This is a genomic window from Bradyrhizobium sp. Kon58 (genome assembly GCF_055807455.1).
In genome coordinates this window covers 52327-79099 of the sequence record NZ_JBVVOT010000006.1, presented here as the reverse complement: position 1 = coordinate 79099, position 26773 = coordinate 52327, and the positions used below count along the sequence as shown (strand labels likewise).

The window sequence follows — 26773 nt, the reverse complement described above, 5'->3', positions numbered from 1 at the left end:
AAGAGCAGCGTCGTTCGCCTCCAGCTATCCCGCGATCTTCTCGATCGCCGCCTGATCCAGCCCGAACTTCTTCCCGGCCTCCAAGATCTCCCGCCACGTAGTCGGATCGACCGGGATGCCTTCCGCGAGCCGCTTCTGCTTCGTCTCGCGCTCGGGCTCGCCGGCGATCTTCACCTTGTCGACGCCGACGGCGGGCGGTGAGCCGGTGTGCCAGGCGACGAAGCTCTCGACTTCGCGCGCGAGATTGTCACCGGTGCCGAGCTTGCCGGGGTCGATGATGATCGAGAGCATGCCGTTGAGGACGTTGTACTTGCCATCGGACGGGCCCTTGACCACCTGCCCGCCGGAGAGCGCGCCGCCGAGGATTTCGCACACCAGCGCGAGCCCCGACCCCTTGTGCTCGCCGAACGGCAGGATGGCGCCGTGCGGCGGGATCACGGTGTAGCGCGGGTTGGTGGTCGGCTTGCCCTCGTTGTCGATGATGGTGCCGGGCTCGAGCTCGACGCCCTTGTTGTGGGCGACGCGGGTCTTGCCCTGTGCGATCCTGCTGGTGGCGAAGTCGAGCACGATGGGGTCCTTGCCTGCCCGCGGGATGCCGACGCAGAACGGGTTGGTGCCGTGGCGCCCATCGCTGCCGCCCCAGGGCGCAACAATCGGGCGCGAGATCACGTTGACGAAGTGGATCGAGACCAGTCCGTGGTCGATGCACTGCTCGGCCCAGTGGCCGATGCGCCCGATATGGTGCGAGTTTGAGAGGCCGACGAGGCACACGCCGTTGCGCTTGGCGCGCTCGGCCGCCAGCTCCATCGCTTCATGGCCGATCACCTGGCCGTAGCCGGTGAGGCCGTCGAGGGTGAGAAGCGGACCGGTGTCGAGCACGATCTTGACGTGCTGGTTCACGGCGAGGCCGCCCGTGGTGACGCTCTGGACATAGCGCGGGATCATGCCGACGCCGTGGGAGTCGTGTCCCTTGAGGTTGGCCTCGACCAGATTGGTGGACACGAGCTCGGCCTCGCGGTCCGTGGAGCCGCCGGCCTTGACGATGGCTCTGATGGCTTCGATGAGCGGCTGTGCCTTGATGGTGCGATAGTCGGCCATTGCTGGTGCTCTTATCCCTTTACGATTCTGCGGCAGTGCTCCCACGCCGCATGAATGAGGTTCTCACTCGCCTCCGGGGTCCGGAACGCCGAATGCGCCGACAACGTCACGTTCGGCAGTTTTGTCAGCGGATGATCGCCGGGTAGGGGCTCGATGTTGAAGACGTCGAGGCCGGCGTGGCGGATGTGGCCTGACTTCAGCGCATCGATCATGGCGGCCTCATCGACCACGGCCGCGCGAGCGGTGTTGATGAGGATGACGCCCGGCTTCATCTTCGCGATCATCTCGCGGGTGATCATGCCGCGCGTCTCGTCGTTGAGCAGCAGATGCAGCGATACGACGTCTGCTCTCACCAACACCGAATCGAGATCGACGAATTCAACGCCCGGATAGCTCTTCGGCGAGCGGTTCCAGGCGATGACCTTCATGCCGCTGCCCGAGGCAATGCGCGCGACCTCCGCGGCAATACCGCCGAAGCCGATCAGGCCGAGCGTCTTGCCGGTGAGCTGCATGCCGTCTTCGCGCAGCCAGTTTCCGCCGCGCATCTCCCGGTCCATCATCGCGATGACGCGGGCCGAAGCCCACATCAGCGCGATCGCGCATTCCGCGACCGCCGTGTCGCCATAGCCCTTGATCAGGTGCACGGAGATGCCGAGCTCGGCGAGCTCCTCCGGGTTCATGTAGCTGCGCGCGCCGGTGCCGAGGAACACGACATGCTTCAACCCTGCGCACTTCTTTGCGACATCGGTCGGCAGCGCGGTGTGGTCGACGATCGCGATCTCGGCGCCGTCGAGGATTTCAGGATATTGCTCGGGCTTGATGTCGGGATCCCTGTGGATCCGCACCTTGGGATCGCCTGATAGCTCCAGCCGCTCCATGATCACGGCCAGGGCTTCGTTGGCGTCGACGAAAACTCCGCGCATGACTCTCTCTCCGGTCAGGATGCGACGCCGGCGATCGCCAGCACCGTGTGCATGAGGACATTGGTGCCCGCGGCGCAATCGGGCTGCGTGGCGTCTTCCAGCTCATTGTGGCTGATGCCGTCCTTGCAGGGCACGAACACCATTGCGGCCGGCATGACTGTGTTGAGATTGCAGGCGTCGTGGCCGGCGCCGGAGGTGATGCGGCGAGAGGAGTAGCCGAGCGTCTTCGCCGCGTTCTCGACGGCAGCAATCAACTTGGGATCGAAATGCGTCGGCGGCTTGCGCCAGACCAGGTCGATCTTCACCTCGACCTTGCGGCGTGCGGCGATCTCGGCAATCGCGCCGCGCAGATCGCGATCGAGCGCATCCATGATCGCGCCATCCGCACTGCGGCAATCCATCGTGAAAGCGATCTCGCCGGGAATGACGTTGCGCGACGGGTTTGCGATCACGGCCTCGCCGATGGTGCCGACTGCCTTCGGCCCGTGCTTGCTCGCAATGGCCTCCATCGCCAGCACGATCTCGGACAGCGTCGCCAGCGCATCGCGCCGCAGCGGCATCGGCGTCGACCCGGCATGGCTCTCGAAGCCGGAAATCTTGCCGTCGTACCAGAGTACGCCCTGGCCGGAATCGACGACGCCGATGGTCTTGCCTTCGGCCTCCAGGATCGGACCCTGCTCGATGTGCAGCTCGACGAAACAGCCGAGCTTCTGGAAACCGACCGGCTTGTCGCCGCGATAGCCGATGCCGTCGAGCGCCTGGCCGACGGTGGTGCCGTCGGCGTCCTTGCGCGACAGAATGTCGTCGGTGGTGAAGTCGCCGACGTAAGCGGCGGAGGCCATCATCGCGGGAGCGAAGCGCGAGCCCTCTTCGTTGGTCCAGTTGACGACGCAGATCGGTGCCTCGGTCTCGATCCCGGCGTCGTTCAGCGTGCGGATCACTTCGAGCGCACCGAGCGTTCCCAGAATGCCGTCATACTTGCCGCCGGTAGGTTGCGTGTCGAGATGCGAGCCGATGCCGACAGGCGGCTTCGACATGTCGCGACCCTTGCGCAGGCCGAACTGCGAACCGAGCGCATCGGTGTGCACCTCTAAGCCGGCGTCCTCGCAGGCCTTGCGGAACCAGTCGCGCACCTGCTTGTCCTCCGCGCTCAGCGTCAGCCGCCGCACGCCGCCCTTGGCCGTCGCGCCGAACTGCGCGGTCTCGTGGATGGAGCCCCAGAGGCGGGCGGAATCGATTTGCAAATTGGTGGCGGCTCGGCTCATGCGGTCAGTCTCTCAATTGTCCGGCGCCTGTTTCAATGACGCGCCGGCGCGGGCGCGTCAACTGTAAGGCTGCCCTGCGCAATCTGACATGCAAGCTCTGCGACCCGCTCCACCGCCACGACGTCGGGCGAGGCGAGCCAGCTGGCGGTGAATGTCAGCGGCGCGATTTTGAGATCGGTGTCGAGCAGTTGCAGCCGCCCGTCTGCAAGCTCGTTCTCGACGATCGCGTCGGGGATCACGGCGATGCCGAGGCCCTCGACCGCCATGTGGATCACGGTCGCAAGCGAGGCGGAGGCATGCAGCCGGATCGGTGGCAGCTCCGGCCGGTCGAACACTTCGCGCACGACCTCGTAGGGCCGCGTCTTCCGCGGAAATGTAATGATCGGAAACCGCGCGAGCTCGGCCCGCGTGACCGGTCCATGGCCGAGGCCGAGCGAGGGGCTGGCGAGAAAGCCGATCGGATAGTCGGCGAGGACGCGGTTGTGCACCCCGGAAGCCGAGAGCGGACCGACGACGAAAGCAAGCTCGATCTCCTGCGCGAGCAGGCGCGCGGTCAGGTTCGGCGTGATGTCGACCTCGATCTCCAGCGACAGGTTCGGGTAGACTTGGTTCATGCTCTTCACCAGCCGCGGCAGCCAGGTGTGCACGATGGTTTCGGCGACGCCGAGCCGCATCACGCCGCGCATCGCGGAGCGATCGCCGATCTCGGCGATCATCGCGGCGCGCAGGCCGATCAGCTTCTCCGCGTAGACCATCATCTGCCGGCCGCTCGGCGTCGGCGAGGCCACGCGGTGGTCGCGGTTCAGGAGCTTCACCCCCATCTCGCGCTCGAGCTGGGCGATGCGCTGTGAGATCGCCGGCTGGGTCGTGTTGAGGCGTGCTGCGGCGCCGCGAAAGCTGCCGAGCTTCACAACCCAAAGGAACGTCTCGATCGATCTGAAGTCCAGCATTGGAAGGATTTTCCCGCCCGATAAACAAAATTTATCGATATTGATTAGAAAGGAAGATTAGACTTTATAGCACGCGTGGTGTTGGCTTGTCTTTGTCGAGTTTATAGGCAGGTCGATCCCATGACTGTTTTGGTGGCAGTGCAGCAAACTGAAACACCCGACACGCTCCCGAGCCGCAAGGCGCGGCTTGCCTACCGCGAGGGGTTGGTCGCCTCCACCGCCGGCGTCGCCCCCGGCTTCGTCCAGGGCAATCTGGCGATCCTGCCGGCGGAACATGCGGGCGCCTTTCACCGCTTCTGCCAGCTCAATCCCAAGCCGTGCCCGATTATCGGCATGTCCGATGTCGGCAGTCCGCACATCCCGGCGCTGGGCGCCGATCTCGACATCCGCACCGACGTGCCGCGCTACCGCGTCTGGCGCGACGGCGAGGTCGTGGACGAGCCGACCGATGTGACAAAGCATTGGCGCGACGATCTCGTGACCTTCGTGCTCGGCTGCTCGTTCTCGTTCGAAGAGGCGCTGCTAGACGAGGGCATGCCGATCCGCCACATCGAGCACAATGTGCGCGTGCCGATGTATCGCACCAACATCGCCTGCGGCGAGTCCGGTCCTTTCGCCGGCCCCATGGTGGTGTCGATGCGTCCGTTCAAGCCGGCGGATGCGATCCGCGCGGTGCAGATCACCTCGCGCTATCCGGCCGTGCACGGCGCGCCCGTGCATCTCGGCCATCCGCATCTGATCGGCATCAAGGACATCGCCAAGCCCGATTACGGCGATCCCGTGCCGGTCGCCGACGACGAGATCCCGGTGTTCTGGGCCTGCGGCGTGACGCCGCAATCGGTCATCAATGCTGCAAAGCTGCCGTTCGCGATCACGCATTCGCCGGGCCTGATGCTGGTGACGGATCTCAAGAACAGGACCATGGCCGTGATTTAGCGGGCAGCGTTTGCTGCTTCTTCGAGCTTTACCGCATCCATCAATCGCTTCATTCGATCAGCCGAAATTCAGTAACAGGGGACTTTGCCATGACGATCACTCGCCGCGACGTATTGTTGGGAGCCACCGCTACGGCCGCGCTGGTGCCGCTGGCAGCGCGCGCACAGACTTCGGAAGTCGTTATCGGCGTGATCTATCCGTTCTCCGGCGGCAGCGCGCAGCAGGGCGTCGACGCGCAGAAGGCCTATGAGACCGCGCTCGAGGTCATCAACAAGGCCACGGATTTCGATCTGCCGCTGGCGAAGGGCGAGGGCCTGCCGGGCCTCGGCGGCGCAAAAGTTCGCCTCGTGTTCGCCGACCATCAGGCCGATCCACAGAAGGGCCGTGCTGAAGCCGAGCGCCTGATCACGCAGGAGAAGGTCTGCGCCATCATCGGCACCTATCAGAGCGCGGTCGCCGTCACCGTCAGCCAGATCTGCGAGCGCTACCAGATCCCGTTCGTCTCCGCCGACAACTCCTCGCCGAGCCTGCATCGCCGCGGCCTCAAATATTACTTCCGCGCCTCCCCGCACGACGAGATGTACTCGGCCGCGATGTTCGACTTCTTCGATGCCTTGAAGAAGAAGGGCACCAAAATCGAGACGCTGTCGCTGTTCCACGAAGACACCATCTTCGGCACCGATTCCGCCAATGCCCAGGCCAAGATCGCCGGCGAGCGCGGCTACAAGATCGTCGCGGACATCAAGTATCGCGCCAACTCGCCCTCGCTCTCGGCCGAGGTGCAGCAGCTCAAGAGCGCGAACGCCGACGTGCTGATGCCCTCGAGCTACACCACCGACGGCATCCTGCTGGTGAAGACCATGGGGGAGCTCGGCTACAAGCCGAACGCGATCGTGGCGCAGGACGCCGGCTTCTCCGAGAAGGCGCTCTACGACGCCGTCGGCGACAAGCTCGAAGGCGTGATCTCGCGCGGCACCTTCTCGCTCGACCTCGCGCAGAAGCGCCCGATGGTCGGCAAGATCAACGAGATGTTCAAGACGCGGTCGGGCAAGGATTTCAACGATCTCACCTCGCGTCAGTTCATGGGCCTGATCATCCTCGCCGACGCCATTAGCCGCGCCAAGTCGACCGACGGCGAGAAGATCCGCGACGCGCTCGCCGCCACCGACATCCCGGGCGAGCAGACCATCATGCCCTGGAAGCGCGTCAAGTTCGACGAGATGGGCCAGAACAACGATGCCGACCCGGTGCTGCTGCAATATGTCGGCGGCAAGTTCGTCACCATCTTCCCGCCGCAGGCCGCGATCGCCGAGGCGATCTGGCCGATGAAGTAAGCGCTGCGGGAGCAGGGAAGCAAATCGAGATCGTCGCAAGTGCCTCGTCATTGCGAGGAGCGAAGCGACGAAGCAATCCAGACTGTCTCCGCGACGAGATTCTGGATTGCTTCGCTTCGCTCGCAATGACGGAGCAAACGATGATATTTCGAGCGGGGGACCACCGGTGACAGCCCAAACCATTATCCAAAGTCTCGCGAGCGGCCTTCTCATGGGCCTGCTCTACGGACTGATCGCCGTCGGCCTCGCGCTGATCTTCGGCCTGATGGACGTCGTGAACTTCGCCCATGGCGAGTTCCTGATGATCGCGATGTATGTGAGCTTCTTCCTGTTCACGTTCTTCGCCATCGACCCCTTGCTGTCGGCGCCGCTGGTGGCCGCCGCGCTGTTCGTGTTCGGAGCGGTCGTCTATTTGTTGATCGTGCGTTTCGCCATGCGGGCCAAGGCCAATGCCGGCATGGTGCAGATCTTCTCCACCTTTGGCCTCGCCATCGTGATGCGCGGCCTCGCGCAATTCTTCTTCACGCCGGATTATCGCAGCGTTCCGCAGTCCTGGCTCGGCGGCAAGACGATCTCGATCGCCGGCGTCTTCCTGCCGGAGCCGCAGCTCATGGGTGCGCTGGTTTCGATCCTGGCCTTTGCCGGCCTCTACTTCTTCATCCATCGCACCGATTTCGGTCGCGCGCTGGAGGCCACCCGTGAAGATCCCGGCGCGGTGGCCCTCGTCGGCATCGACAAGAACCGCGTGTTCGCGCTCGGCTGGGGGCTTGGTGCCGCGCTGGTCGGCCTCGCCGGAGCGATCATGGCGAGCTTCTTCTATATCTATCCCGACGTCGGCGCGTCCTTTGCGTTGATCGCCTATGTCACGGTCGCGCTCGGCGGCTTCGGTAGCGTGTTCGGCGCTTTCGCCGGCGGGATCATCGTCGGCCTCGTCGAGGCCACCACCGCGCTGGTGCTGCCGCCGTCGCTGAAATCGGTCGGCATTTACGCCGTCTACCTGCTGGTCGTCTTCATCCGGCCGCGCGGCCTGTTCGGATCGATGTGATGGACAAGGATTTTGCCGCGCGGCGCCGCCGCGACCTCATCATCGCCGCGGTGCTGACCGCCCTGGCGGCGCTCGCGCCGCTGTTCATCAAGGACGTCTACGTCCAGAATATCCTGATCCTGACCTTGATGTATGCGGCGCTTTCGCAAAGCTGGAATATTCTCTCCGGCTATTGCGGGCAGATCTCGCTGGGACATGCGCTCTATTTCGGCATCGGCGCCTACACCACCGAGCTGCTGTTCACCAAGTTCGGCGTGCTGCCATGGTTCGGCATGCTCGCCGGCGGCGCAGTCGCGGCCGCGATCGCGATGGGACTCGGCTATCCCTTCTTTCGGTTGCGCGGCCATTATTTCGTGATCGCGACCATCGTCATCGCCGAGATCGGCCTGCTGCTGTTCCAGAACTGGGAATGGGCGGGGGCCGCGATGGGAATCACCATTCCGGTGCGCGGCGACAGCTGGCTGAAATTCCAGTTCATGCGCAGCAAGCTGCCGTACTTCTATTTCGCACTGGTGCTGTGTAGCCTCGCCTGGTTCGTCACCTGGTGGCTGGAGGATTCCAAATGGGGCTTCTGGTGGCGCGCGGTGAAGGACAATCCGGAAGCGGCCGAGAGCCTCGGCGTCGTCGTGTTCAACTCCAAGATGGGCGCGGCCGCCGTCTCCGCTTTCCTCGTTGCCATTGGCGGCGCCTTCTATGCGCAGTTTCTGGCCTATATCGATCCTGAAAGCGTCATGGGCTTCCAGTTCTCGCTGCTGATGGCGTTGCCGGCCGTGCTTGGCGGCATCGGCACCCTCTGGGGCCCCGTGTTAGGGGCGGCCATCCTGATCCCGATGACGGAGCTGACGCGCTCCTATATCGGCGGCTCCGGCCGCGGCGTCGACCTCATCGTCTACGGCACGCTGATCGTGCTGATTTCGCTCGCCCTGCCACAGGGTCTGGTGAGCCTGTTCTCTCGTGCGAAGCGGAAGGGAGCCACGCGATGACCCCGCTGCTTGAAACCCGCGGCGTCTGGCAGCGCTTCGGCGGCCTCGTCGCCAACAGCGACGTCTCGATCTCGGTCGGCCGCGGCGAGATCGTCGGCCTGATCGGGCCGAACGGGGCCGGCAAGTCGACGCTGTTCAATCTCATCGCCGGGGTGCTGCCGCCGACGCAAGGCTCGATCTGGTTCGATGGCGAGGATGTCACCAGCATGCCGGCCGCCGAGCGCTGCCAGCGCGGCGTCGGGCGCACCTTCCAGGTCGTCAAGAGCTTCGAGACCATGACCGTTATCGACAACGTCATCGTCGGGGCTCTCGTGCGCAACACCGTGATGCGCGAGGCACGCCGCAAGGCGCATGAGGTGTTGGAGTTCACCGGCCTTGCCGCGCGCGCCAACGTGCTCGCGAGCGACCTCGTCCCCGCCGAAAAGCGCCGCCTCGAAGTCGCGCGCGCGCTTGCGACCGAACCAAAGCTGCTGCTGCTCGACGAAGTCCTCACTGGTCTTACGCCGACCGAGGCGCAGACCGGCGTCGCGCTGGTGCGCAAGGTGCGTGACGCCGGCATTACCGTGCTGATGGTAGAGCACGTAATGGAGATCGTGATGCCGCTGGTCGATCGTGCCATCGTGCTCGACCTCGGCAAGGTGCTGGTCGAGGGCAAGCCCACTGAAATCGTCCGCGATCCCAAGGTGATCAGCGCATATCTGGGAGATCGTCATGCTGTCGGTGCGTGAAGTCACGACCGCCTATCAGGGCCTGGTCGCGATCTCCGCGGTCAGCATTGAAGTCGCCAAGGGCGAGATCGTCTGCGTCGCCGGCGCCAACGGCGCGGGCAAGTCGACGCTGCTGAAATCCATCGCCGGCGCCGAGCGCCCGCGTTCGGGCACGGTGACGTTCGACGGCAAGCGCCTCGACGGCATGGCGCAGCACCACATCACAGCCACCGGCATCGCCTATGTGCCGGAGAACCGCCGCCTGTTTCCGCGCCTCTCCGTGCGCGACAATCTGCGGCTCGGCAGCTATCTCTACCGCGGCGAGCCCGATCGTGAGAGCCCGCTCGATCTCGTGTTCCAGCTGTTCCCGCGTCTCGCCGAGCGCCTGGAGCAGCGCGCCGAGACGCTAAGCGGCGGCGAGCAACAGATGCTCGCGATCGGCCGCGCGCTGATGACGCGCCCGCGGCTATTGATGCTGGACGAGCCCTCGCAGGGCATCATGCCGAAGCTCGTCGACGAGATCTTCCAGGCCGTCAAGCGCATCCGTGACGCCGGCATGACCGTCTTGATCGTCGAGCAGCGCATGGCGGAATGTCTCGAGATCGCCGACCGCGCCTACATCCTGCAAACCGGCCGCGTGCTGATGCAGGGTGCGGCAAGCGAGATCAAGGGCAATCCGGACGTGCGCAAGGCCTATCTGGGGCTGTAGCTACAAGCACACTGCCGTAGCCCGGATGAGCGAAGCGATATCCGGGGCAAGTGGTCCCGCATGTCGCTTCGCTCATGCGGGCTACGATCGCTGACCATGCCTTGCTTTAGCCGCCGCCAGCAACACCGCTTCGACGATTGCGTCGAACTCTTCCTTTCCGATCGGATCAGTTGCGGTCAGTTCATCGTATGTCTTCGTATAGGGAGACCACCAGTGATGGTGTAAGCCAATTTCGTGGAGAACGCGGGCCGCCGCCACTATCTCAAGCGGTGTAGGCCGTGCTGGATCGCTCATTCCTCGTGCCCATGCCCCGGCAGCGATACCCCAAACACCTTCGCTAGATCATTCACCTGCTCCGGCGAGAGATAGCGCGGGTTCATCCCGCGCAGCAGGAGATACAGCTTCGCCGTCTCCTCCAGCTCCTCGGTCGCGAACACCGCTGCTTCCAGCGTGTCCCCGGCGACGACCGGACCGTGATTGGCGAGCAGCACGGATGAGTATTTTCCCGCCAGCCCCTTGATCGCATCGGCGACCGCGGGATCGCCGGGGCGGTAATAGGGCACGAGCGCGGTGGCGCCGCATTTCATCAGATAATAGGCCGTCATCGGCGGCAGCGCGGCGCGCGGGTCGATCTCCGGCAGCATCGACAGCGCAACCGAATGGGTGGAGTGCAGATGCACAATCGCCCTTGCGCTCCCGCGCGTGGCGTAGAGTGCATTGTGCAGCGGAACTTCCTTGGTCGGCGCATCGCCCGAAACCAGTTGGCCCTGATCGTCCAGCCGCGACAGTTTTGCGGGATCGAGGAAGCCGAGCGAGGCATTGGTCGGCGTCACCAGCCAGCCGCCGCCGTCCAGCCTGACGCTGATATTGCCGGAGGAGCCGGGCGTCAGCCCACGCTCGAACAGGGACCGTCCGAAGCGGCAAATGTCTTCGCGCAGCCGCGTCTCGTTGCTCATGGCCGTCATGTCCGTTTGTCTCACGCTTTGGCAGCGCGGCCAAGCCGTGTTATTCGGTTGCCAAGCTGCCGCAAAGGGCGGCCGTCAGGGAAACGTCGCAAGGATCAGATGTATGTCCGCCTCCACGTCACAGAATCAGCGCATCGCCGTCATCGGGCTCGGCTCGATGGGGTTTGGCATGGCGACCTCGCTGAAGCGCGCCGGTCATGTCGTTACCGGCTGCGACGTCTCGGCTGATGCGGTCGCGCGTTTCGTGACGGAGGGCGGCGCCGGCGCCAAGACGCCGGCTGAAGCCGCCAAGGGCGCCGACATCGTCGTCAGCGTCGTCGTCAATGCCGCGCAGACCGAGACCATCCTGTTCGGCAAGGATGGCGTCGCGGAAACCATGGCCAAGGACAGCGTCTTCCTGTCGTCGGCGACCATGGATCCCGACGTGGCGCGGCGTCTCGCCAAGCAGTTGGAGGCGACCGGCCGGCACTATCTGGATGCGCCGATCTCCGGCGGGGCGCAGCGCGCAGCGCAGGGCGAACTGACGATCCTCGCCTCCGGCAGTCCGGTTGCGTTCGAGAAAGCACGGCCCGCGCTCGATGCCATGGCCGCAAAGCTCTACGAGCTTGGCGATGCCGCAGGCCAGGGCGCCGCCTTCAAGATGATCAACCAGTTGCTCGCCGGCGTGCATATCGCCGCTGCCAGCGAAGCGATCGCGTTCGCGGCCAAGCAGGGTCTCGATATCCGCAAGGTCTACGAGGTGATCACGGCCTCCGCCGGAAACTCCTGGATGTTCGAGAACCGCATGCCGCACGTGCTCGACGGCGATTACACGCCGAGGAGTGCGGTCGAGATCTTCGTCAAGGACCTCGGCATCATCCAGGACATGGCACGCAGTGCCAGATTCCCGGTTCCGGTGTCCGCCGCGGCGCTCCAGATGTTCTTGATGACATCAGCAGCCGGCATGGGCCGCGACGACGATGCCTCGGTGGCGCGGATGTATGCGCAGGTCACCGGCGTCAAGCTTCCCGGCGACAAGTAGACAAGAGGATTCCCATGCCCCATTTCGCCGCCAATCTCTCGATGATGTTCACCGAGGTGCCGTTCCTCGATCGCTTCGATGCCGCTGCGGCAGCTGGCTTCACTGCCGTCGAGTTTCTCTTTCCCTATGAGCATCCGGCCGAAGCGGTCGGCGAGCGGCTCAAGCGCAACGCCTTGACCCAGGCGTTATTCAATCTGCCGCCGGGCGACTGGAATGCCGGCGAGAAGGGCTTTGCGGCGCTCCCGTCGCGCTTCGCCGAGCTGAAGGCGAGCCTGGAGACCGCGCTGCCCTACGCCAAGGCGACCGGCGTCAAGCGGCTGCATTTGATGGCGGGCATCGCCAACCGCGGCGAGCGGGTTGCCATCGAGGCGTTCTACAAATCCGTGGCGTGGGCCGCCGAGTTCTTCGCGCCGCACGGCATCGACATCGTGCTCGAGCCGATCAATGCGCGCAATGTGCCCGGCTATTTCCTCAACGATTTCGGCTTCGCGCGCGACCTGATCCAGGAGCTGAGGCTTCCGAACCTGAAGCTCCAGTTCGACATCTATCACTGCCAGATCATCCATGGCGACGTCACGATGCGGCTGCGCGAGATGATGCCGCTGATCGGCCACATCCAGATCGCCAGCATTCCCTCGCGCAACGAGCCCGACGGCGAAGAGCTGAACTATCCGTTCCTGTTCGCCGAGCTCGACCGGCTCGGTTATGCCGGCTTCGTCGGCTGCGAATATAATCCGCGCGGCAAGACCACCGACGGCCTCGCCTGGTTCAAGCCTTATGCGGGAGTGAAGCCGTGACAGTTGCAGCGAAAATATCTCTTGGCTGCATCGCCGACGACTACACCGGCGCCTCCGACCTCGCCAACACGCTGACGCGCGCGGGCCTGCGCACGGTGCAGACCATCGGCGTACCCGCGGACGATCTCGCGCTGCCCGAGGTCGACGCCGTCGTGGTGTCCTTAAAGAGCCGCTCGATCGAGGCCGGCATCGCCGTGTCGCGCTCGCGCGCGGCCGAGACATGGCTACGCGGCCGCGGCGCAAGCCACGTGCTGTTCAAGATCTGCTCCACCTTCGATTCCACCGATGCCGGCAATATCGGCCCGGTGATGGACGCGCTGCGCGCCGATTGCGGCGAGGCGGCCGTGCTGGTGACGCCGGCGTTTCCGGAGACCGGCCGCACCGTCTATCAGGGCAATCTGTTCGTCGGCGCCGTGCCGTTGAACGAGAGCCCGCTGAAGGACCATCCGCTCAACCCGATGCACGATTCCAACCTGGTCCGCGTCCTGGCGCGCCAGAGCAAGACGCAAATCGGCCTGGTCGATCTCGCTACCGTCACGCGCGGCGCGGATGCCGTGCGGACGCGGCTGGCCGAACTCGCCGGCAAGGGCATTGGCGCGGCGATCATCGACGCCGTCTTCGATCGCGACCTCGAGACCATCGGCCTCGTCGCTGTCCAGCATCGGCTGTCGGTCGGCGCTTCCGGCATGGGTCTTGGGCTGGCGCGGGCGCTGGTGTCGACGGGCAAGATCGCATCGAGCGCGGCGAGCAGCGAGGCGGGGGCAGCGGTCGGCGGACCGGCGGCGTGCCTTGCCGGAAGCTGCTCGCAGGCGACGCTCCAGCAGATCGCCAATGCCGAGCGTGTCATGCCGGTGCTGCATCTCGATCCGGACCGTATAACTACGGGCGAGGACGAGGCGCAGCGCGCGCTGGCCTGGGCGAAGCCGCGACTGGCGGACGGTCCGGTCCTGATCGCATCGAGCTCGACGCCGGATCAGGTCGCAGCGCTCCAGGCGCGCCACGGTCGCGACGCGGCCGGTCACGCCATCGAGCAGGCGATGGCCGACATCGCCGAGGGTCTGGTGCAGGCCGGCGTCAAGCGCCTGGTCGTTGCCGGCGGGGAGACATCCGGTGCCGTGGTCGACCGCCTGAAGATCCCCGGATTTCTCGTCGGAGTAGAGATTGCGGCGGGCGTCCCGGTGCTGCGCGCGGTCGGTGCTGAGAAAAGCGACATGTTGCTTGCCTTGAAGTCCGGAAATTTCGGCGGGCCCGAGTTTTTCTCCGATGCGCTTAGGCTCATGCGCTGAGCGCAGGGCATTTTTAGTGTCGTGTTCACTTGTTTCAGGCTTCCGTACTCGTACGGAGTCGTCGTTAACGTCTGCTCAGGTGCTCTGGTGTTGGATGTCGGTGCTGCTCCCTTAGGTTGATTCGTAGATTTCCGGACGCGCCGCCGCGCCAGCACAAAGAGACTCCATATGCTCGCCACCATTTCCATCCGCGCCAAGATCATCAGTGTCGTGGCGTTCCTGCTGGTCGCGATGGCCGGCATGGGCCTGCTCGCCGTCATGAAGATGCGGTCGATGAATGCCAACACCGTCGACATCACCACGAGCTGGATGCCCAGCGTGCGCGTGCTCGGCGACCTGCGTGCCGGCGTCATCACTTACCGCAACGTCATCCGAGAGCACATGCTGTCGGAAACGCTGGACGAGAAGCTCGCGGCAGAGAAGACGCTTGCGACCGTGATCGAGGCCAACACCAAATTCCGCAAAACTTACGAGGACATGATTACCTCGCCTGAAGAACGGGCACTCTACGGTGAATGGTCCAGGTTCTGGGACGATTACAAGAAGGGCACCCAGGAGGTCATGGCGCTGTCGCGCAAGGAGGCCGGCAAGGTCCCGCACGAGGCGCATGAGCTGAACACCAAGACGGTCAACAAGATCGGGCTTCAGGCCGACGAGGTTCTGCGCAAGGACATCGAGCTCAACACCAAGGGTGGCGACCAGGCCGCGCAGGATGCCGCCAACAGCTACTATTATGCCTTCATGCTGGTCGCGATCATTCTCGGCGCCGCCGTCCTTGTCGGCTCCGGCGTTGGCTTCTACCTGGTGCAGGACGTCTCGAACGGCATCAACTCGATTACCCAGCCGATGCAGGCACTCGGCAAGGGCGACCTTTCCGCCGAGGTTCCGCACCGTGGTGAGAAGACCGAGATCGGCGCCATGGCCGACGTGCTCCAGATCTTCAAGGACGCGCTGATCGCCAAGAAGGCCGCCGACGAGGCTGCCGCCGCCGATGCCGAAGCCAAGATCGAGCGCGGCCGCCGCGTCGACAACATCACCCGCGAATTCGAAACGATGATCGGCGAGATCGTCCAGACCGTGTCGTCGGCCTCGACCCAGTTGGAGGCCTCCGCCTCGACGCTGACCTCGACCGCCGACCGCTCCCAGCGGCTGGCGACCACGGTTGCCGGAGCGTCGGAGGAGGCCTCGACCAACGTGCAGTCGGTGGCCTCGGCCACCGAGGAGATGGCCTCATCGGTCGGCGAGATCAGCCGTCAGGTGCAGGAATCTGCGCGGATGGCGGGCGACGCCGTCGGCCAGGCGCGCACCACCACCGAACGCGTCAGCGAACTCTCCAAGGCAGCCTCGCGCATCGGCGACGTCGTCGAGCTCATCAACACCATCGCCGGCCAGACCAACCTTCTGGCGCTGAACGCGACCATCGAAGCCGCACGCGCCGGCGAAGCCGGCCGCGGCTTTGCGGTCGTCGCCTCCGAGGTGAAGGCGCTCGCCGAGCAGACCGCGAAGGCGACCGGTGAGATCGGCCAGCAGATTTCCGGCATCCAGGCGGCGACCAACGACTCGGTCGGCGCCATCAAGGAGATCTCGTCGACCATCGAGCGTCTGTCGGAGATCTCATCGGCGATCGCGGCGGCCGTGGAAGAGCAGGGCGCGGCGACCCAGGAGATCGCCCGCAACGTACAGCAGGCGGCGCAGGGCACCCAGCAGGTCTCCTCCAACATCACCGACGTGCAGCGCGGCGCGACCGAGACCGGCACGGCCTCCTCGCAGGTGCTGTCGGCGGCGCAGATGCTGTCGAACGACTCGAACCGGCTCAAGACCGAAGTCAGCAAGTTCCTGACCAACGTCCGCGCGGCCTAGGCTGGCAGGCACGGAATTCCTGAAAGCGGCGTCCGCGGGCGCCGCTTTTTTTACGCGGGGAACAGCGGCTTCTGTCATCTTTCGGGCCTGAGCTGCATATCTGGAATGCGATTTCGCAGTGCGATAGCAGGGAAGTTACCGCAGGTGCCGCAGCGTCGTTGGCCATTTGTGCGGTCTTCAGGTAAATCAGCCGAGGAACCCGCGGGGGCGGTGTTTCCGGTCCCTGATCTGGAATTGCCCAACGAATGATTGCTCTGGTCCGTATTGCCCTGAGCCGGCCCTACACGTTTGTCGTGCTCGCGCTCCTGCTTCTGATCATCGGACCGCTGGCGGCGCTGCGGACGCCGACCGACATCTTCCCGGACATCCGCATCCCCGTGATCGGGGTGGTCTGGCAATACACCGGCCTGCCGCCCGACCAGATGTCGGGCCGCATCACCACGCCGTTCCAGCGCGCGCTGACCACGACGGTCAACGACATCGAGCACATCACCGCCAATTCCTATAACGGCTTTGGCATCATCAAGATCTTCTTCCAGCCGAACGTCGACATCCGCACCGCCAATGCGCAGGTCACCGCGATCTCGCAGACGCTGATCAAGCAGATGCCGCCGGGCGCGACGCCGCCTCTGATCCTGAACTACTCCGCCTCCACCGTGCCGATCGTCCAGGTGGCGCTGTCGGGTGACGGCCTGACCGAGCAGAACCTCGCCGATATCGGCATCAACCAGCTGCGTACGCCGCTGGTCACCGTGCCGGGTGCTGCGATCCCGTATCCATTCGGCGGCAAGCAGCGCCAGGTCCAGATCGATCTCGACCCGACCGCGCTCCAGGCGAGGGGCCTGTCCGGCCAGGACGTCGCCAACGCGCTCGCGGCCCAGAACCTGATCACGCCGGTCGGCACCCAGAAGATCGGGCAGTTCGAATACAACATCCAGCTCAACAACTCGCCGCTCAAGATCGAGGAGCTCGGCAATCTGCCGATCAAGACGGTCAACGGCGCGATGGTCTATGTGCGCGACGTCGCGACCGTGCGCGACGGCAACCCGCCGCAGACCAACATCGTCCATGTCGACGGCAACCGCTCGGTGCTGATGATGGTGCTGAAGGCCGGCGCGACCTCGACGCTCGACATTATCGCGGGCATCAAGCAGAAGGTGATCGACGTCAAGGACCAGCTGCCGGACGCGCTCAAGATCGGCTTCATCGGCGATCAGTCGGTGTTCGTCCGCGGCGCCATCGAAGGCGTCGCCATCGAAGGCGTGATCGCGGCGCTGCTCACCAGCGTCATGATCCTGCTGTTCCTCGGCAGCTGGCGCTCGACCGTGATCATCGCGGTCTCGATCCCGCTCTCCGTGCTCGGCGCCATCATCATGCTGTCGGCGATCGGCGAGACGCTGAACATCATGACGCTCGGCGGTCTCGCGCTCGCGGTCGGCATCCTCGTCGACGACGCCACCGTCACGATCGAGAACATCAACTACCATCTGGAGCAGGGCAAGCCGGTCGAGCAGTCGATCCTCGACGGCGCCAACCAGATCGTGACGCCGGCCTTCGTCTCGCTGCTCTGCATCTGCATCGTGTTCGTGCCGATGTTCTTCCTCACCGGCGTGGCGCGCTTCCTGTTCGTGCCGATGGCGGAAGCGGTGATGTTCGCGATGATCTGGTCGTTCCTGCTGTCGCGCACGCTGGTGCCGACCATGGCCAATTACCTGCTGCAACCGCATGTCCATCACGAGGACGGTCCGCCGAAGTCGCGCAATCCCCTGGTGTGGTTCCAGCGCGGTTTCGAGGCTCGCTTCGAGCGTATTCGCGGCGGCTACCACAATTTCCTCGGACTCGCGCTCGCGCACCGTCCGGTGTTCGTGATCGGCTTCCTCTGCGTGGTCGGCGCGTCCTTCGCGCTGGTGCCGTTCCTCGGGCGCAACTTCTTCCCCGCGGTCGATGCTGGCAACATCCTGATGCACGTCCGCACCCAGGTCGGCACCCGCGTCGAGGAGACCGCGAACCAGCTCGCCGACGTGCAGAAGGCGATCCGCAAGCTGATCCCGGGCGAGATCGAAACGCTGACCGACAACATCGGCATGCCGATCTCCGGCATCAACATGACCTACAACAACACCGGCGTGATCGGCCCGCAGGATGGCGACATCCAGATCAAGCTGAAGGAAGGCCACAAGCCGACCGAGGAGCATGTGCGCGTGCTGCGAGAGCAACTGCCGCGGCTGTTCCCCGGCGTCAGCTTCGCCTTCCTGCCGGCGGACATCGTCAGCCAGATCCTGAACTTCGGCGCGCCGGCACCGATCGACCTGCAGATCCGCGGCGCCAATATCAGCGCCAACTTCGCTTATGCCAACAATCTGCTGGCCAAGGTCCGCAGGATTCCCGGCGTCGCGGATGCGCGCATCCAGCAATCGCCGAACAATCCGACCTTCAACATCGATGTGGACCGCACCCGCGCGCAATATGTCGGACTGACCGAGCGCGACGTCACCAACAGTCTCGTGGTCAACCTTGCCGGCTCCTCGCAGGTGGCGCCGACCTACTACCTCAATCCGGATAACGGCGTGTCCTATTCGATCGTGATGCAGACGCCGCAATACCAGATGGATTCGCTCAGCGCGCTTCAGACGCTGCCGATCACGGCGGCCGGCAATTCGCAGTCGCCGATCCTCGGCGGCATCGCGGACATCAAGCGCTCGACCTCGAGCGCGGTGGTCTCGCAATACGACATCCAGTCGATGGTGCAGATCTTCGCCACGACCTCGGGCCGCGATCTCGGCGCGGTCGCGACCGACATCCGCCAGGTGATCGCCGACACCGCCAAAGAGGTGCCGAAAGGCTCTTCCGTGGTGCTGCTCGGCCAGGTGCAGACCATGAACAGCGCCTTCACGGGCCTGCTGTTCGGCCTGCTCGGCGCGGTCGTCCTGATCTATTTCCTGATCGTCGTGAACTTCCAGTCCTGGTCCGATCCCTTCGTGATCATCACGGCGCTGCCGGCAGCACTCGCCGGCATCGTCTGGATGCTGTTCGCCACCGAGACGACGCTGTCGGTGCCGGCACTGACCGGCGCCATCATGTGCATGGGCGTTGCCACCGCCAACAGCGTGCTCGTGATCTCGTTCGCGCGCGAGCGCTACGAAGAGCTCGGTGATCCCATCGCCGCGGCGCTGGAAGCCGGCTTCGTCCGGTTCCGCCCGGTGTTGATGACCGCGCTCGCCATGATCATCGGCATGGCGCCCATGGCCCTCGGACTCGGCGAGGGCGGCGAGCAGAATGCGCCGCTCGGCCGCGCCGTGATCGGCGGCCTGATCTTTGCAACCTTCGCCACGCTGATGTTTGTTCCCGTGGTGTTCAGCATGGTACACAAGAAGCAAGGCGCCAAAGCCGCCGCCTCCCTGGAGACCCCGCATGTCGCCCACTGAACCCCGCTCCCCGGTGTCGCACCGGAAACTGGGCATCTTCGGCGTGGTGGCGCTGATCGCGGCGGGCCTGGTCGTGGGCACCGGCATCCGTGCCCGCGAGGAGCAGGGCTCCAAGCTGAAGGCCTGGACCGATGACCAGGCCGTTCCCAGCGTCGCGGTGACGCTGCCCAATGCCAAGGCTCTCAATGCGACCATCGACTTGCCGGGCCGTCTCGAAGCCTATTATCGCGCGCCGATCTTTGCCCGCGTTCCCGGCTATCTCAAAAGCTGGAGCGCCGACATCGGTGCGCGGGTGAAGGCCGGTCAGGTGATCGCCGAGATCGAGGCGCCCGACCTCGACCAGCAACTGCTTCAGGCCCGCGCCGACCTCGCCAGCCAGCAGTCCAGCGCCAGGCTGTCGGAAGCCACCCTCAACCGCCGCAAGACGCTGGTCGCCTCCAACTTCGTCTCCGCGCAGGAGATCGACGAGCGTACCGCCGATCTCTCCAACAAGAACGCGGCGGTTCGTTCGGGCCAGGCCAATGTCGAGCGCCTCGAAGCGCTGGCCGGTTACAAGAAGATCACCGCTCCGTTTGACGGTGTGGTCACGGCACGCGACACCGACGTCGGTGCGCTGATCAATTCAGGCGGCGGCTCGGGCCCGGCGATGTTCGTGGTCTCCGACATCACCAAGCTGCGCGTCTACATCAACGTGCCCCAGAACTACGTGCCCGCGATCAAGATCGGCGCCAAGGCCGCCATCGTGCTGCCGGAGTATCCGAACCGGACCTTCCAGGCGACGGTGGAGGCCTCCTCGCAGGCGGTTGATGTCGCCTCCGGCACGACGCGCATGCAACTCGGTCTCGACAATTCCTCGGGCGAGCTGATGCCCGGCGGCTACGCCAGCGTGAAGCTCAGCCTGCAGCGCGACGCCGCGCCGCTCAGCATTCCCGCCAGCGCGCTGATCTTCAACGGCAGCGGCCTGCGCGTCGCAACCGTCGGTCCGGACGACAAGGTGCTGTTCAAGCCGGTGACCATCGCGCGCGATCTCGGCCGCGAGATCGAGCTTGCCTCGGGAATTGCAGCGGATGATCGCGTCATCACCGCACCACCGGACGGCCTTTCCGACGGCGACCAGGTCCGCGTCACCGGCGCCGGTGCCAAGGGCAAGCCGGCGACCGCGTCGGAGCAGCAGGCGCCGAAGGGGTAGCCTCATTTACCTCGCCCCGCTTGCGGGGAGAGGTCGATCGCGAAGCGATCGGGTGAGGGGGACTCTCCGCGAGTCCAACTCTTACCGTCCTCGCGGAGACTCCCCCTCACCCCCACCCTCTCCCCGCAAGCGGGGCGAGGGAGACCCCTACGCCACCCGCCACTCCGGCACGCCATCCGCGGCCATCGCGATCTCGCCGAGCGAGCCCACCGGCGTGCGGTCCATGTTCAGCACATGCGCCAGTGTCGCCGCGTCGCTCGCCGGTATCCGCGCCAGCGTGCGCCTGTCATCTTCCGTCCGCAGCATCACCACGCCGTGCTCGACATCGCCGCCGCGGCCGTAGAGCACCGTAAGGCTCTCGACCTTGCCTTTGCCCGAGACATCCGTGACGAACTCCGGCACCGCGCGCTTGTTGCTGTCCGCCGAAGCCTGCACGCTCGTTTCCTGTGCCAATGCTTCGCGCGGCGGCACCTTCGACACCACCAGCGCATGATGCTTGGTGACGAAGCCGCCCTGGCCGTAGAGCAGGCCGAGCTTTGCGCCGTCGCGCACCCGCCGCACCATCGCGCAGGCTGCATGCGTCATGTAAGTGTTGAGCGGCGCGCCGAAGAAGGTGAGGCCGCCGGTCACGGTCGGCTGCACGTCCGCACCCAGGCCCAGCGTCCGCCGCGCCATCTTGGGCACGCACGGAAAGCAGCTATAGAGCTCGATCGCGTCGAACGTCTTGCCGTCGCCGCCGGCGAGATCCATCACGGCCTTCAAGACGGCATTCTGCGAATGGCTCTCGTAAAACTGGTCGCGCAAGAGATAGTCGCGCGGCTCCTCGGCCGAGGCGCCGCCGAGCGGGTAGACGAGCTTGTCCTCGGCGATGCCGGCCGCGCGCGCCCTGGCGAGGCTGGTGAGCAGCAGTGCGCCCCCCATGTTCACGCTCGGGTTGGCAACCATGAGCTTGTTGTAGGGCCACGCGATCAGGCGGTTGTCCGCGGTCGGCGTCGTGATCTCGTCCGGCGCATAGCGCCGCTTCAACCAGGCACTGGGATTTTGCGCGGCAGCTTCCGAATAGCGCGACCACAGCACGCCTGACTCCGCCATCGCCTCGCGCGGCGTCTGGCCCCAATGGGCGGACGATGCCGCTTCATAGAACGGATAGACGGTCACGGGCCGGAACACGCCGAGCTTCACGGCCAGCGGTTTCTGGAACGCCGCGCCGCGTTTCGGCTCCTCGACGTCATGGGCGAACGGCGTCCATGGCAGCTTCGTGCCGGCGCGCTCCGCCTTGGTCGCCGTCGACTGTGCCTCCGCGCCGCACACCGCGGCAACACTACATTCCCCTCGCGCAATGCGCTTTGCTGCCTCGTGGACGTAGCGGATCGGGCTCTCGCCGCCGACCGGGCCGTAATAGCAATGCGCAGGCGTGATGCCAAGCCGTTGCGCCAGCAGCTGCTCGGGATCGCGATATCGCCAGCTCAGGAAGTTTACGACGTCGAGCGACTGCACCTCGCCGAGCAGCTTTGCGCCGGCATCAGCTTCCGCGCGCAGCAGCGCCTGTTCGAGCAGGTCGAGCGGCTCGAGGCCCTCGGTGATCTCCTTTGGGCGGTCGACGATCTCGCCGATGCCGACGATAACGGGGATGCGATCTTCGGGGATATTGGTCTTGTCGGTCATGGCCTCAATTCACGATACCAGTTGTTTCGTCATTGCGAGCGTAGCGAAGCAATCCAGAAATCTACCGGCGGTGATAGTCTGGATTGCTTCGCTGCGCTCGCAATGACGGTGTGTGGCAATCACTCCGCCACCAGCGCATTCATGTGCTCGACGGCTTCGGCAAACTCTTCCTTGAACTCCTGCACCACCGCGCCGGCCGATTTCACGCTGTCGATCAGCCCGACGCCCTGGCCGACGAAGTAACTCACGAGATCGCGCGCTTTCGTGTTGCCGCCCGCCGCCGCGCGATCGATCGCGTGGAAGGCGTCGCGGCTGACGATGCTTTGCAGCGGCATCGGCAATGCGCCGGGGCTCTCGGCTGCGCGGTCCCAGGCGTCGGTCCACACCGAACGAAGCTGCCGTGCCGGCTTTCCGGTACGGCCCTTCGAGCGCACCGCATCGCGCGACGATGCCGCGATCATCTTCTCGCGAAAGATCTCCGTGGTTTCCGACTCGACGGTGGCAAGCCACACCGAGCCGGTCCAGGCGCCCGCGGCACCCATCGCCATGCAGGCCGCCATCTGCCGTCCCGTCATGATGCCGCCGGCCGCCAGCACCGGCACGTCGCGGATCTTCTTGATCGCCTTGATCACCTCGGGCACCAGCACCATGGTCGAGACCTCGCCGCAATGGCCGCCGGCCTCGGTGCCCTGGACCACGAGGATATCGACGCCGGCCGCGACCTGGCGCAGCGCGTGCTCCTTGGCGCCGATCAGCGCCGCGACCGGCACGCCGTGCTTTCTGCCCATCTCGATCATGGCCTTCGGCGGCACGCCGAGAGCATTGGCGATCAGGCGGATCGGGTGCTTGAACGAGACCTCCAGCAGCTCCAGCGCGGTCCTGCCATCGAACGGCTGCGGCTGGTTGTCAGCGACCTCGGTGGTCGTGAGTTCGATGTCGTATTTCTTCAGGAGATCGCGCGTGTAGTTGCGGTGCTCCTGTGGCACGCGTGCTTCAAGGCTCTTCCAGGTGACGTTCTTCTCGCCCGCAGTCGAGATGTTTTCGGGGATCAGAACGTCGATGCCGTAAGGCTTGCCGTCGACGTGCTCGTCGATCCATTTCAGCTCGCGCTCCAGCGTATCCGGCGTGTGCACGGTCGCACCCAACACGCCAAACCCGCCGGCGCGGCTGACGGCGGCGACGACATCGCGGCAATGGCTGAAGGCGAGCAGCGGGAAATCGATGCCCAGCATGTCGCAGATCGGCGATTTCATCGTTCTCTCCCGGCGGCCTCGCGTTGCTGTCATTGCAATCTTGAGCGAAGGCTCATCGACGCTAGACCATCGTCTCGCGCCATGCCAATCCGGATTTGGCGTCGCATCTTGCGTGCACACGCCGTGTTGCGCGAAGCCGTACGCCTGGCTCGACAGATGCGGGCTCTGGTGCAGGTCGTCCTCGGCGATGTCGAATGCATGACGCGGTCGCGAGGCCCGCGCCGGACGCAGGGCCGGCAGGGCTTGCCATCGGCCGTCCGTGGGCTAATTAATGCAAGCGCATCTTTTTCGCCGGAGCCCTCACATGACCGACACCCCCGCCTACGTGCCGCCGAAAGTCTGGACCTGGAACAAGGAGAACGGCGGACAGTTCGCCAGCATCAACCGTCCCATTGCCGGTCCCACCCATGACAAGGAGCTGCCGGTCGGCAAGCATCCCTTCCAGCTCTATTCGCTGGCGACGCCGAACGGGGTGAAGGTCACGGTCATGCTGGAGGAGCTTCTGGCGCTCGGCCACAAGGGCGCGGAGTATGACGCCTGGCTCATCAAGATCGGCAACGGCGACCAGTTCGGCAGCGGCTTTGTCGACATCAATCCGAATTCCAAGATCCCGGCGCTGATGGACCGCTCCGGACCGGAGCCGATCCGGGTCTTCGAGTCCGGCTCGATCCTCTTCTACCTCGCGGAAAAGTTCGGCGCCTTCCTGCCGAAGGACATCAAGAGCCGCACTGAAGCGATGTCGTGGCTGTTCTGGCAGATGGGCAGCGCGCCCTATCTCGGCGGTGGCTTCGGCCATTTCTACGCCTACGCGCCGACCAAGATCGAATACGCCATCGACCGTTTCGCAATGGAGACCAAGCGCCAGCTCGACGTGCTCGACCGCCGGCTCGCCGACAACGAATATCTCGCCGGCAGCGAATACACCATCGCCGACATGGCGGTATGGCCGTGGTACGGCGCGCTCGCCAAGGGGCTGGTCTATGGCGCCGGCGAATTCCTCTCGGTGCAGGACTACAAGCACGTGCAGCGCTGGACCGACCAGATCGCCAAGCGCCCCGCCGTCAAGCGCGGCCGCATGGTCAACCGCGTTTCCGGCGACCCCGCCAGCCAGCTCCACGAGCGGCATGATGCCGGCGATTTCGACACCAGGACGCAGGACAAGATCGGCGAGGCTGCCGCGTCGTAGTCCCTTCGCCTCTCCCCGCGTGCGGGGAGAGGCCGGAATTTGCGCAAGCAAATTCCGGGTGAGGGGGACTCTCCGCGAGTCCGACTGACAGCATCCTCGCGGAGACTCCCCCTCATCCCAACCTTCTCCCCGCAAGCGGGGAGAAGGGGAAGAAAGATCACGCCATGCTCAGCTCATGGCGTCCCACCACCATCCAGTGCACCTCGTCCGGACCATCCGCGAAGCGGAGATGGCGGACGTCCTGGTACATTTCGGCGAGCGGGGTCCAGTGCGAGATGCCGGTGGCGCCGTGCATCTGGATCGACTGGTCGATGATCTTGCAGGCGCGCTCCGGCACCATGGCCTTGACCATGGAGACCCAGACGCGAGCCTCCTTGTTGCCGAGCACGTCCATGGCCTTGGCGGCCTTCAGCACCATCAGCCGCATCGCCTCGATCTCGCAGCGCGCCTGCGCGATGATCTGCATGTTGCCGCCGAGATGGGCGATCTTCTTGCCGAAGGCTTCACGGGTGAGGCCACGCTGCACCATCAAATCGAGCGCCTTCTCGGCCTTGCCGATGGTGCGCATGCAGTGATGGATGCGGCCCGGCCCTAGCCGAAGCTGCGAGATCTCGAAGCCGCGGCCTTCGCCGAGCAGGATGTTCTCCTTGGGCACGCGCACATTGTTGAAGCGCATGTGCATGTGGCCGCGCGGCGCGTGGTCCTGGCCGAACACGTACATGGGGCCGAGCACCTCGACGCCGGGCGTGTCGCGCGGCACCAGGATCTGCGACTGCTGCTTGCTCGGCGCCGCATCCGGATTGGTCTTCACCATCACGATGAGGATCTTGCAGCGGGGATCGCCGACACCGGAGATGTAGTATTTCTCGCCGTTGATGACCCATTCGTCGCCGACGAGTTTGGCGGTGGTCGAGATGTTCTTGGCATCGGAGGAGGCGACGTTCGGCTCGGTCATGACATAGGCCGAGCGGATCTCGCCGTTCATCAGCGGCTTCAGCCACTTCTCCTTCTGCTCCTTGGTGCCGACGCGCTCCAGCACCTCCATGTTGCCGGTATCAGGCGCCGAGCAGTTCATGCTCTCCGAGGCGAGCGGACTCTTGCCGAGCTCGGATGCGATATAGGCGTAGTCGAGATTCTTCAGGCCCTGGCCGGTCTCGTCGTCGGGCAGGAAGAAGTTCCAGAGGCCTTCCTGCTTGGCCTTGTTCTTGGCCTTCTCCAGCACCTCGAGCTGCTTCGGAGTGAAGCTCCAGCGATCCTCTTTGCCTTCGCCGGCCTTGGCGAACTCGATCGACATCGGCTCGACGGTGTCGCGGATGAACTTCCTGACGTGATCGTAGAGCGGCCGCACCTGGTCCGACATCCTGAGGTCGTTGAGCTCGTCGCCGGGATTGAGGGTGTAGTTGGTGGTGCGGGGAATATAGGTGTGTTTTGTCATTGTTCCTCCCGGGGGCGCTGAGATCGCGTTGAGCCGGAGAATAGTCGCAGCGCGGCCAAAGCGCGAGCGCGCATTTTTCCAACGCGAGCCATGCCACGTGATGGAATATCGCGAGGGCGTTTGAAATGTTGTTTGAATGGGGCTGTTGAGGAGCCGTAGCCCGGATGGAGCGCAGCGCAATCCGGGACAGAGCGAGCGTTGCGCAACCCCGGATTACGCTGCGCTCCATCCGGGCTACGACCGTGCGTGTCGGCTCAGTTCGCCATCCGATGCATCGCGCAGATCTTGTTGCCGTCGAGGTCGCGCAAATAGGCAATATAGAGGTTGACGCCCGGGCCCTGGCGAATGCCGGGAGGATCTTCGCAAGGAACGCCGCCAGCGGCGATGCCGGCCGTATGCCATGCATTGACCTGCTCCGGCGAGTTGGCGGCAAAGCCGATGGTGCCGCCATTCGCAGGCGTCGCCGCTTCGCCGTTGATCGGCTTCGTCACTGAGAACACGCCGGTCTTGGTGATGTAGAAGATGCGGTGGCCATCGACGCGCGCCGGCCGCACTTCGAGCGTGGACAGCAAATTGTCGTAGAACGCCTTGGCCTTGTCGAGGTCGTTGGTGCCGATCATGATGTGCGAGAACATTGCCCATTCCCCTCAGAGTTTGTAGCCCGGATGGAGCGAAGCGTAATCCGAGTCTTGCTTACTTTTGAAAATCCCGAATTGCGCTGCGCTCCATCCGGGCTACGAG

General features: G+C 64.8%; 23 protein-coding genes. 13 read left to right on the top strand and 10 right to left on the bottom strand.

Annotation, left to right across the window (positions count from 1 at the left end):
• Window positions 1-24: 24 nt before the first annotated feature.
• The 4 genes from AC0L20_RS13300 to AC0L20_RS13285 are packed head-to-tail and all read right to left on the bottom strand — an operon-like array spanning window position 25 to window position 4236.
• Window positions 25-1098 carry a malate/lactate/ureidoglycolate dehydrogenase gene (locus AC0L20_RS13300; RefSeq protein WP_473288886.1) on the bottom strand — a complete coding sequence of 358 codons (1074 nt, stop codon included), beginning with the start codon at window positions 1096-1098 and terminating at the stop codon, window positions 25-27.
• An 11-nt stretch (window positions 1099-1109) separates the two neighbouring features.
• On the bottom strand, window positions 1110-2021 hold the full coding sequence (locus AC0L20_RS13295; protein ID WP_473288885.1) for an NAD(P)-dependent oxidoreductase: 912 nt from the start codon (window positions 2019-2021) through the stop codon (window positions 1110-1112).
• A 14-nt stretch (window positions 2022-2035) separates the two neighbouring features.
• Complete coding sequence (locus AC0L20_RS13290) at window positions 2036-3286, bottom strand: allantoate amidohydrolase (protein WP_473288884.1); 1251 nt, start codon at window positions 3284-3286, stop codon at window positions 2036-2038.
• A 32-nt stretch (window positions 3287-3318) separates the two neighbouring features.
• Window positions 3319-4236 (bottom strand): LysR family transcriptional regulator, encoded by a 918-nt coding sequence (locus tag AC0L20_RS13285; protein ID WP_473288883.1) that lies wholly within the window; start codon window positions 4234-4236, stop codon window positions 3319-3321.
• Window positions 4237-4356: 120 nt separating this feature from the next.
• On the opposite strand from AC0L20_RS13285, the gene AC0L20_RS13280 reads away from it, so the two are divergent.
• The 6 genes from AC0L20_RS13280 to AC0L20_RS13255 all read left to right on the top strand — a co-directional run bounded on the left by AC0L20_RS13280 (window position 4357) and on the right by AC0L20_RS13255 (window position 9950).
• Window positions 4357-5172, top strand: coding sequence for a putative hydro-lyase (locus tag AC0L20_RS13280; RefSeq protein ID WP_027516781.1), 816 nt, complete (start codon window positions 4357-4359; stop codon window positions 5170-5172).
• An 89-nt stretch (window positions 5173-5261) separates the two neighbouring features.
• Window positions 5262-6506, top strand: a complete 1245-nt coding sequence (locus AC0L20_RS13275; protein ID WP_456765283.1) for an ABC transporter substrate-binding protein — start codon at window positions 5262-5264, stop codon at window positions 6504-6506.
• Between the two features lie 166 nt (window positions 6507-6672).
• On the top strand, window positions 6673-7551 hold the full coding sequence (locus AC0L20_RS13270; RefSeq protein ID WP_026233279.1) for a branched-chain amino acid ABC transporter permease: 879 nt from the start codon (window positions 6673-6675) through the stop codon (window positions 7549-7551).
• Window positions 7551-8534 carry a branched-chain amino acid ABC transporter permease gene (locus tag AC0L20_RS13265; protein ID WP_007593738.1) on the top strand — a complete coding sequence of 328 codons (984 nt, stop codon included), beginning with the start codon at window positions 7551-7553 and terminating at the stop codon, window positions 8532-8534. Before AC0L20_RS13270 ends, AC0L20_RS13265 begins: the two co-directional genes overlap by 1 nt.
• A complete protein-coding gene (locus AC0L20_RS13260) occupies window positions 8531-9262 on the top strand; it encodes an ABC transporter ATP-binding protein (RefSeq protein WP_007593737.1) in 732 nt (243 codons plus the stop codon). Before AC0L20_RS13265 ends, AC0L20_RS13260 begins: the two co-directional genes overlap by 4 nt.
• Window positions 9246-9950: an ABC transporter ATP-binding protein gene (locus tag AC0L20_RS13255; RefSeq protein WP_473288882.1), complete on the top strand. Its 705-nt coding sequence runs from the start codon at window positions 9246-9248 to the stop codon at window positions 9948-9950. The genes AC0L20_RS13260 and AC0L20_RS13255 overlap by 17 nt, the downstream gene beginning before the upstream one ends.
• An 81-nt stretch (window positions 9951-10031) precedes the next feature.
• Here AC0L20_RS13255 and AC0L20_RS13250 read toward each other — a convergent pair whose 3' ends face one another.
• Window positions 10032-10244 (bottom strand): hypothetical protein, encoded by a 213-nt coding sequence (locus tag AC0L20_RS13250; protein ID WP_473288881.1) that lies wholly within the window; start codon window positions 10242-10244, stop codon window positions 10032-10034.
• Complete coding sequence (gene otnC, locus AC0L20_RS13245) at window positions 10241-10915, bottom strand: 3-oxo-tetronate 4-phosphate decarboxylase (RefSeq protein ID WP_473288880.1); 675 nt, start codon at window positions 10913-10915, stop codon at window positions 10241-10243. Before otnC ends, AC0L20_RS13250 begins: the two co-directional genes overlap by 4 nt.
• A 37-nt stretch (window positions 10916-10952) precedes the next feature.
• Here otnC and ltnD point away from each other — a divergent pair, with 37 nt between their 5' ends.
• From ltnD to AC0L20_RS13215, 6 genes are all read left to right on the top strand, one after another.
• Window positions 10953-11936 (top strand): L-threonate dehydrogenase, encoded by a 984-nt coding sequence (gene ltnD / locus AC0L20_RS13240; RefSeq protein WP_473288879.1) that lies wholly within the window; start codon window positions 10953-10955, stop codon window positions 11934-11936.
• Window positions 11937-11950: 14 nt separating this feature from the next.
• Window positions 11951-12733 (top strand): 2-oxo-tetronate isomerase, encoded by a 783-nt coding sequence (otnI, locus tag AC0L20_RS13235; protein ID WP_473288878.1) that lies wholly within the window; start codon window positions 11951-11953, stop codon window positions 12731-12733.
• Window positions 12730-14019 (top strand): 3-oxo-tetronate kinase, encoded by a 1290-nt coding sequence (otnK, locus tag AC0L20_RS13230; RefSeq protein ID WP_473288877.1) that lies wholly within the window; start codon window positions 12730-12732, stop codon window positions 14017-14019. Before otnI ends, otnK begins: the two co-directional genes overlap by 4 nt.
• Before the next feature lie 168 nt (window positions 14020-14187).
• Entirely contained in the window at window positions 14188-15879 is a 1692-nt protein-coding gene (locus tag AC0L20_RS13225; protein WP_473288876.1) for a methyl-accepting chemotaxis protein, read from the top strand.
• A 245-nt stretch (window positions 15880-16124) separates the two neighbouring features.
• Window positions 16125-19304, top strand: a complete 3180-nt coding sequence (locus AC0L20_RS13220; protein ID WP_473288875.1) for an efflux RND transporter permease subunit — start codon at window positions 16125-16127, stop codon at window positions 19302-19304.
• Window positions 19291-20493 carry an efflux RND transporter periplasmic adaptor subunit gene (locus AC0L20_RS13215; protein ID WP_473288874.1) on the top strand — a complete coding sequence of 401 codons (1203 nt, stop codon included), beginning with the start codon at window positions 19291-19293 and terminating at the stop codon, window positions 20491-20493. The genes AC0L20_RS13220 and AC0L20_RS13215 overlap by 14 nt, the downstream gene beginning before the upstream one ends.
• Window positions 20494-20640: 147 nt before the next feature.
• Here AC0L20_RS13215 and AC0L20_RS13210 read toward each other — a convergent pair whose 3' ends face one another.
• Together AC0L20_RS13210 and AC0L20_RS13205 are read right to left on the bottom strand one after the other, a co-directional pair.
• Entirely contained in the window at window positions 20641-22158 is a 1518-nt protein-coding gene (locus AC0L20_RS13210; protein WP_473288873.1) for an acetyl-CoA acetyltransferase, read from the bottom strand.
• 119 nt (window positions 22159-22277) lie between these two features.
• Window positions 22278-23411, bottom strand: a complete 1134-nt coding sequence (locus AC0L20_RS13205) for a nitronate monooxygenase (RefSeq protein ID WP_473288872.1) — start codon at window positions 23409-23411, stop codon at window positions 22278-22280.
• Between the two features lie 304 nt (window positions 23412-23715).
• Between AC0L20_RS13205 and yghU the strand changes: the two genes are divergently transcribed.
• Entirely contained in the window at window positions 23716-24597 is an 882-nt protein-coding gene (yghU, locus tag AC0L20_RS13200) for a glutathione-dependent disulfide-bond oxidoreductase (RefSeq protein WP_473288871.1), read from the top strand.
• 157 nt (window positions 24598-24754) lie between these two features.
• Here yghU and AC0L20_RS13195 read toward each other — a convergent pair whose 3' ends face one another.
• Both AC0L20_RS13195 and AC0L20_RS13190 read right to left on the bottom strand, forming a co-directional pair.
• Window positions 24755-26032 carry an acyl-CoA dehydrogenase family protein gene (locus AC0L20_RS13195; RefSeq protein ID WP_275170548.1) on the bottom strand — a complete coding sequence of 426 codons (1278 nt, stop codon included), beginning with the start codon at window positions 26030-26032 and terminating at the stop codon, window positions 24755-24757.
• A 254-nt stretch (window positions 26033-26286) separates the two neighbouring features.
• Window positions 26287-26667, bottom strand: a complete 381-nt coding sequence (locus tag AC0L20_RS13190; RefSeq protein WP_456765270.1) for a VOC family protein — start codon at window positions 26665-26667, stop codon at window positions 26287-26289.
• Window positions 26668-26773: the final 106 nt, after the last annotated feature.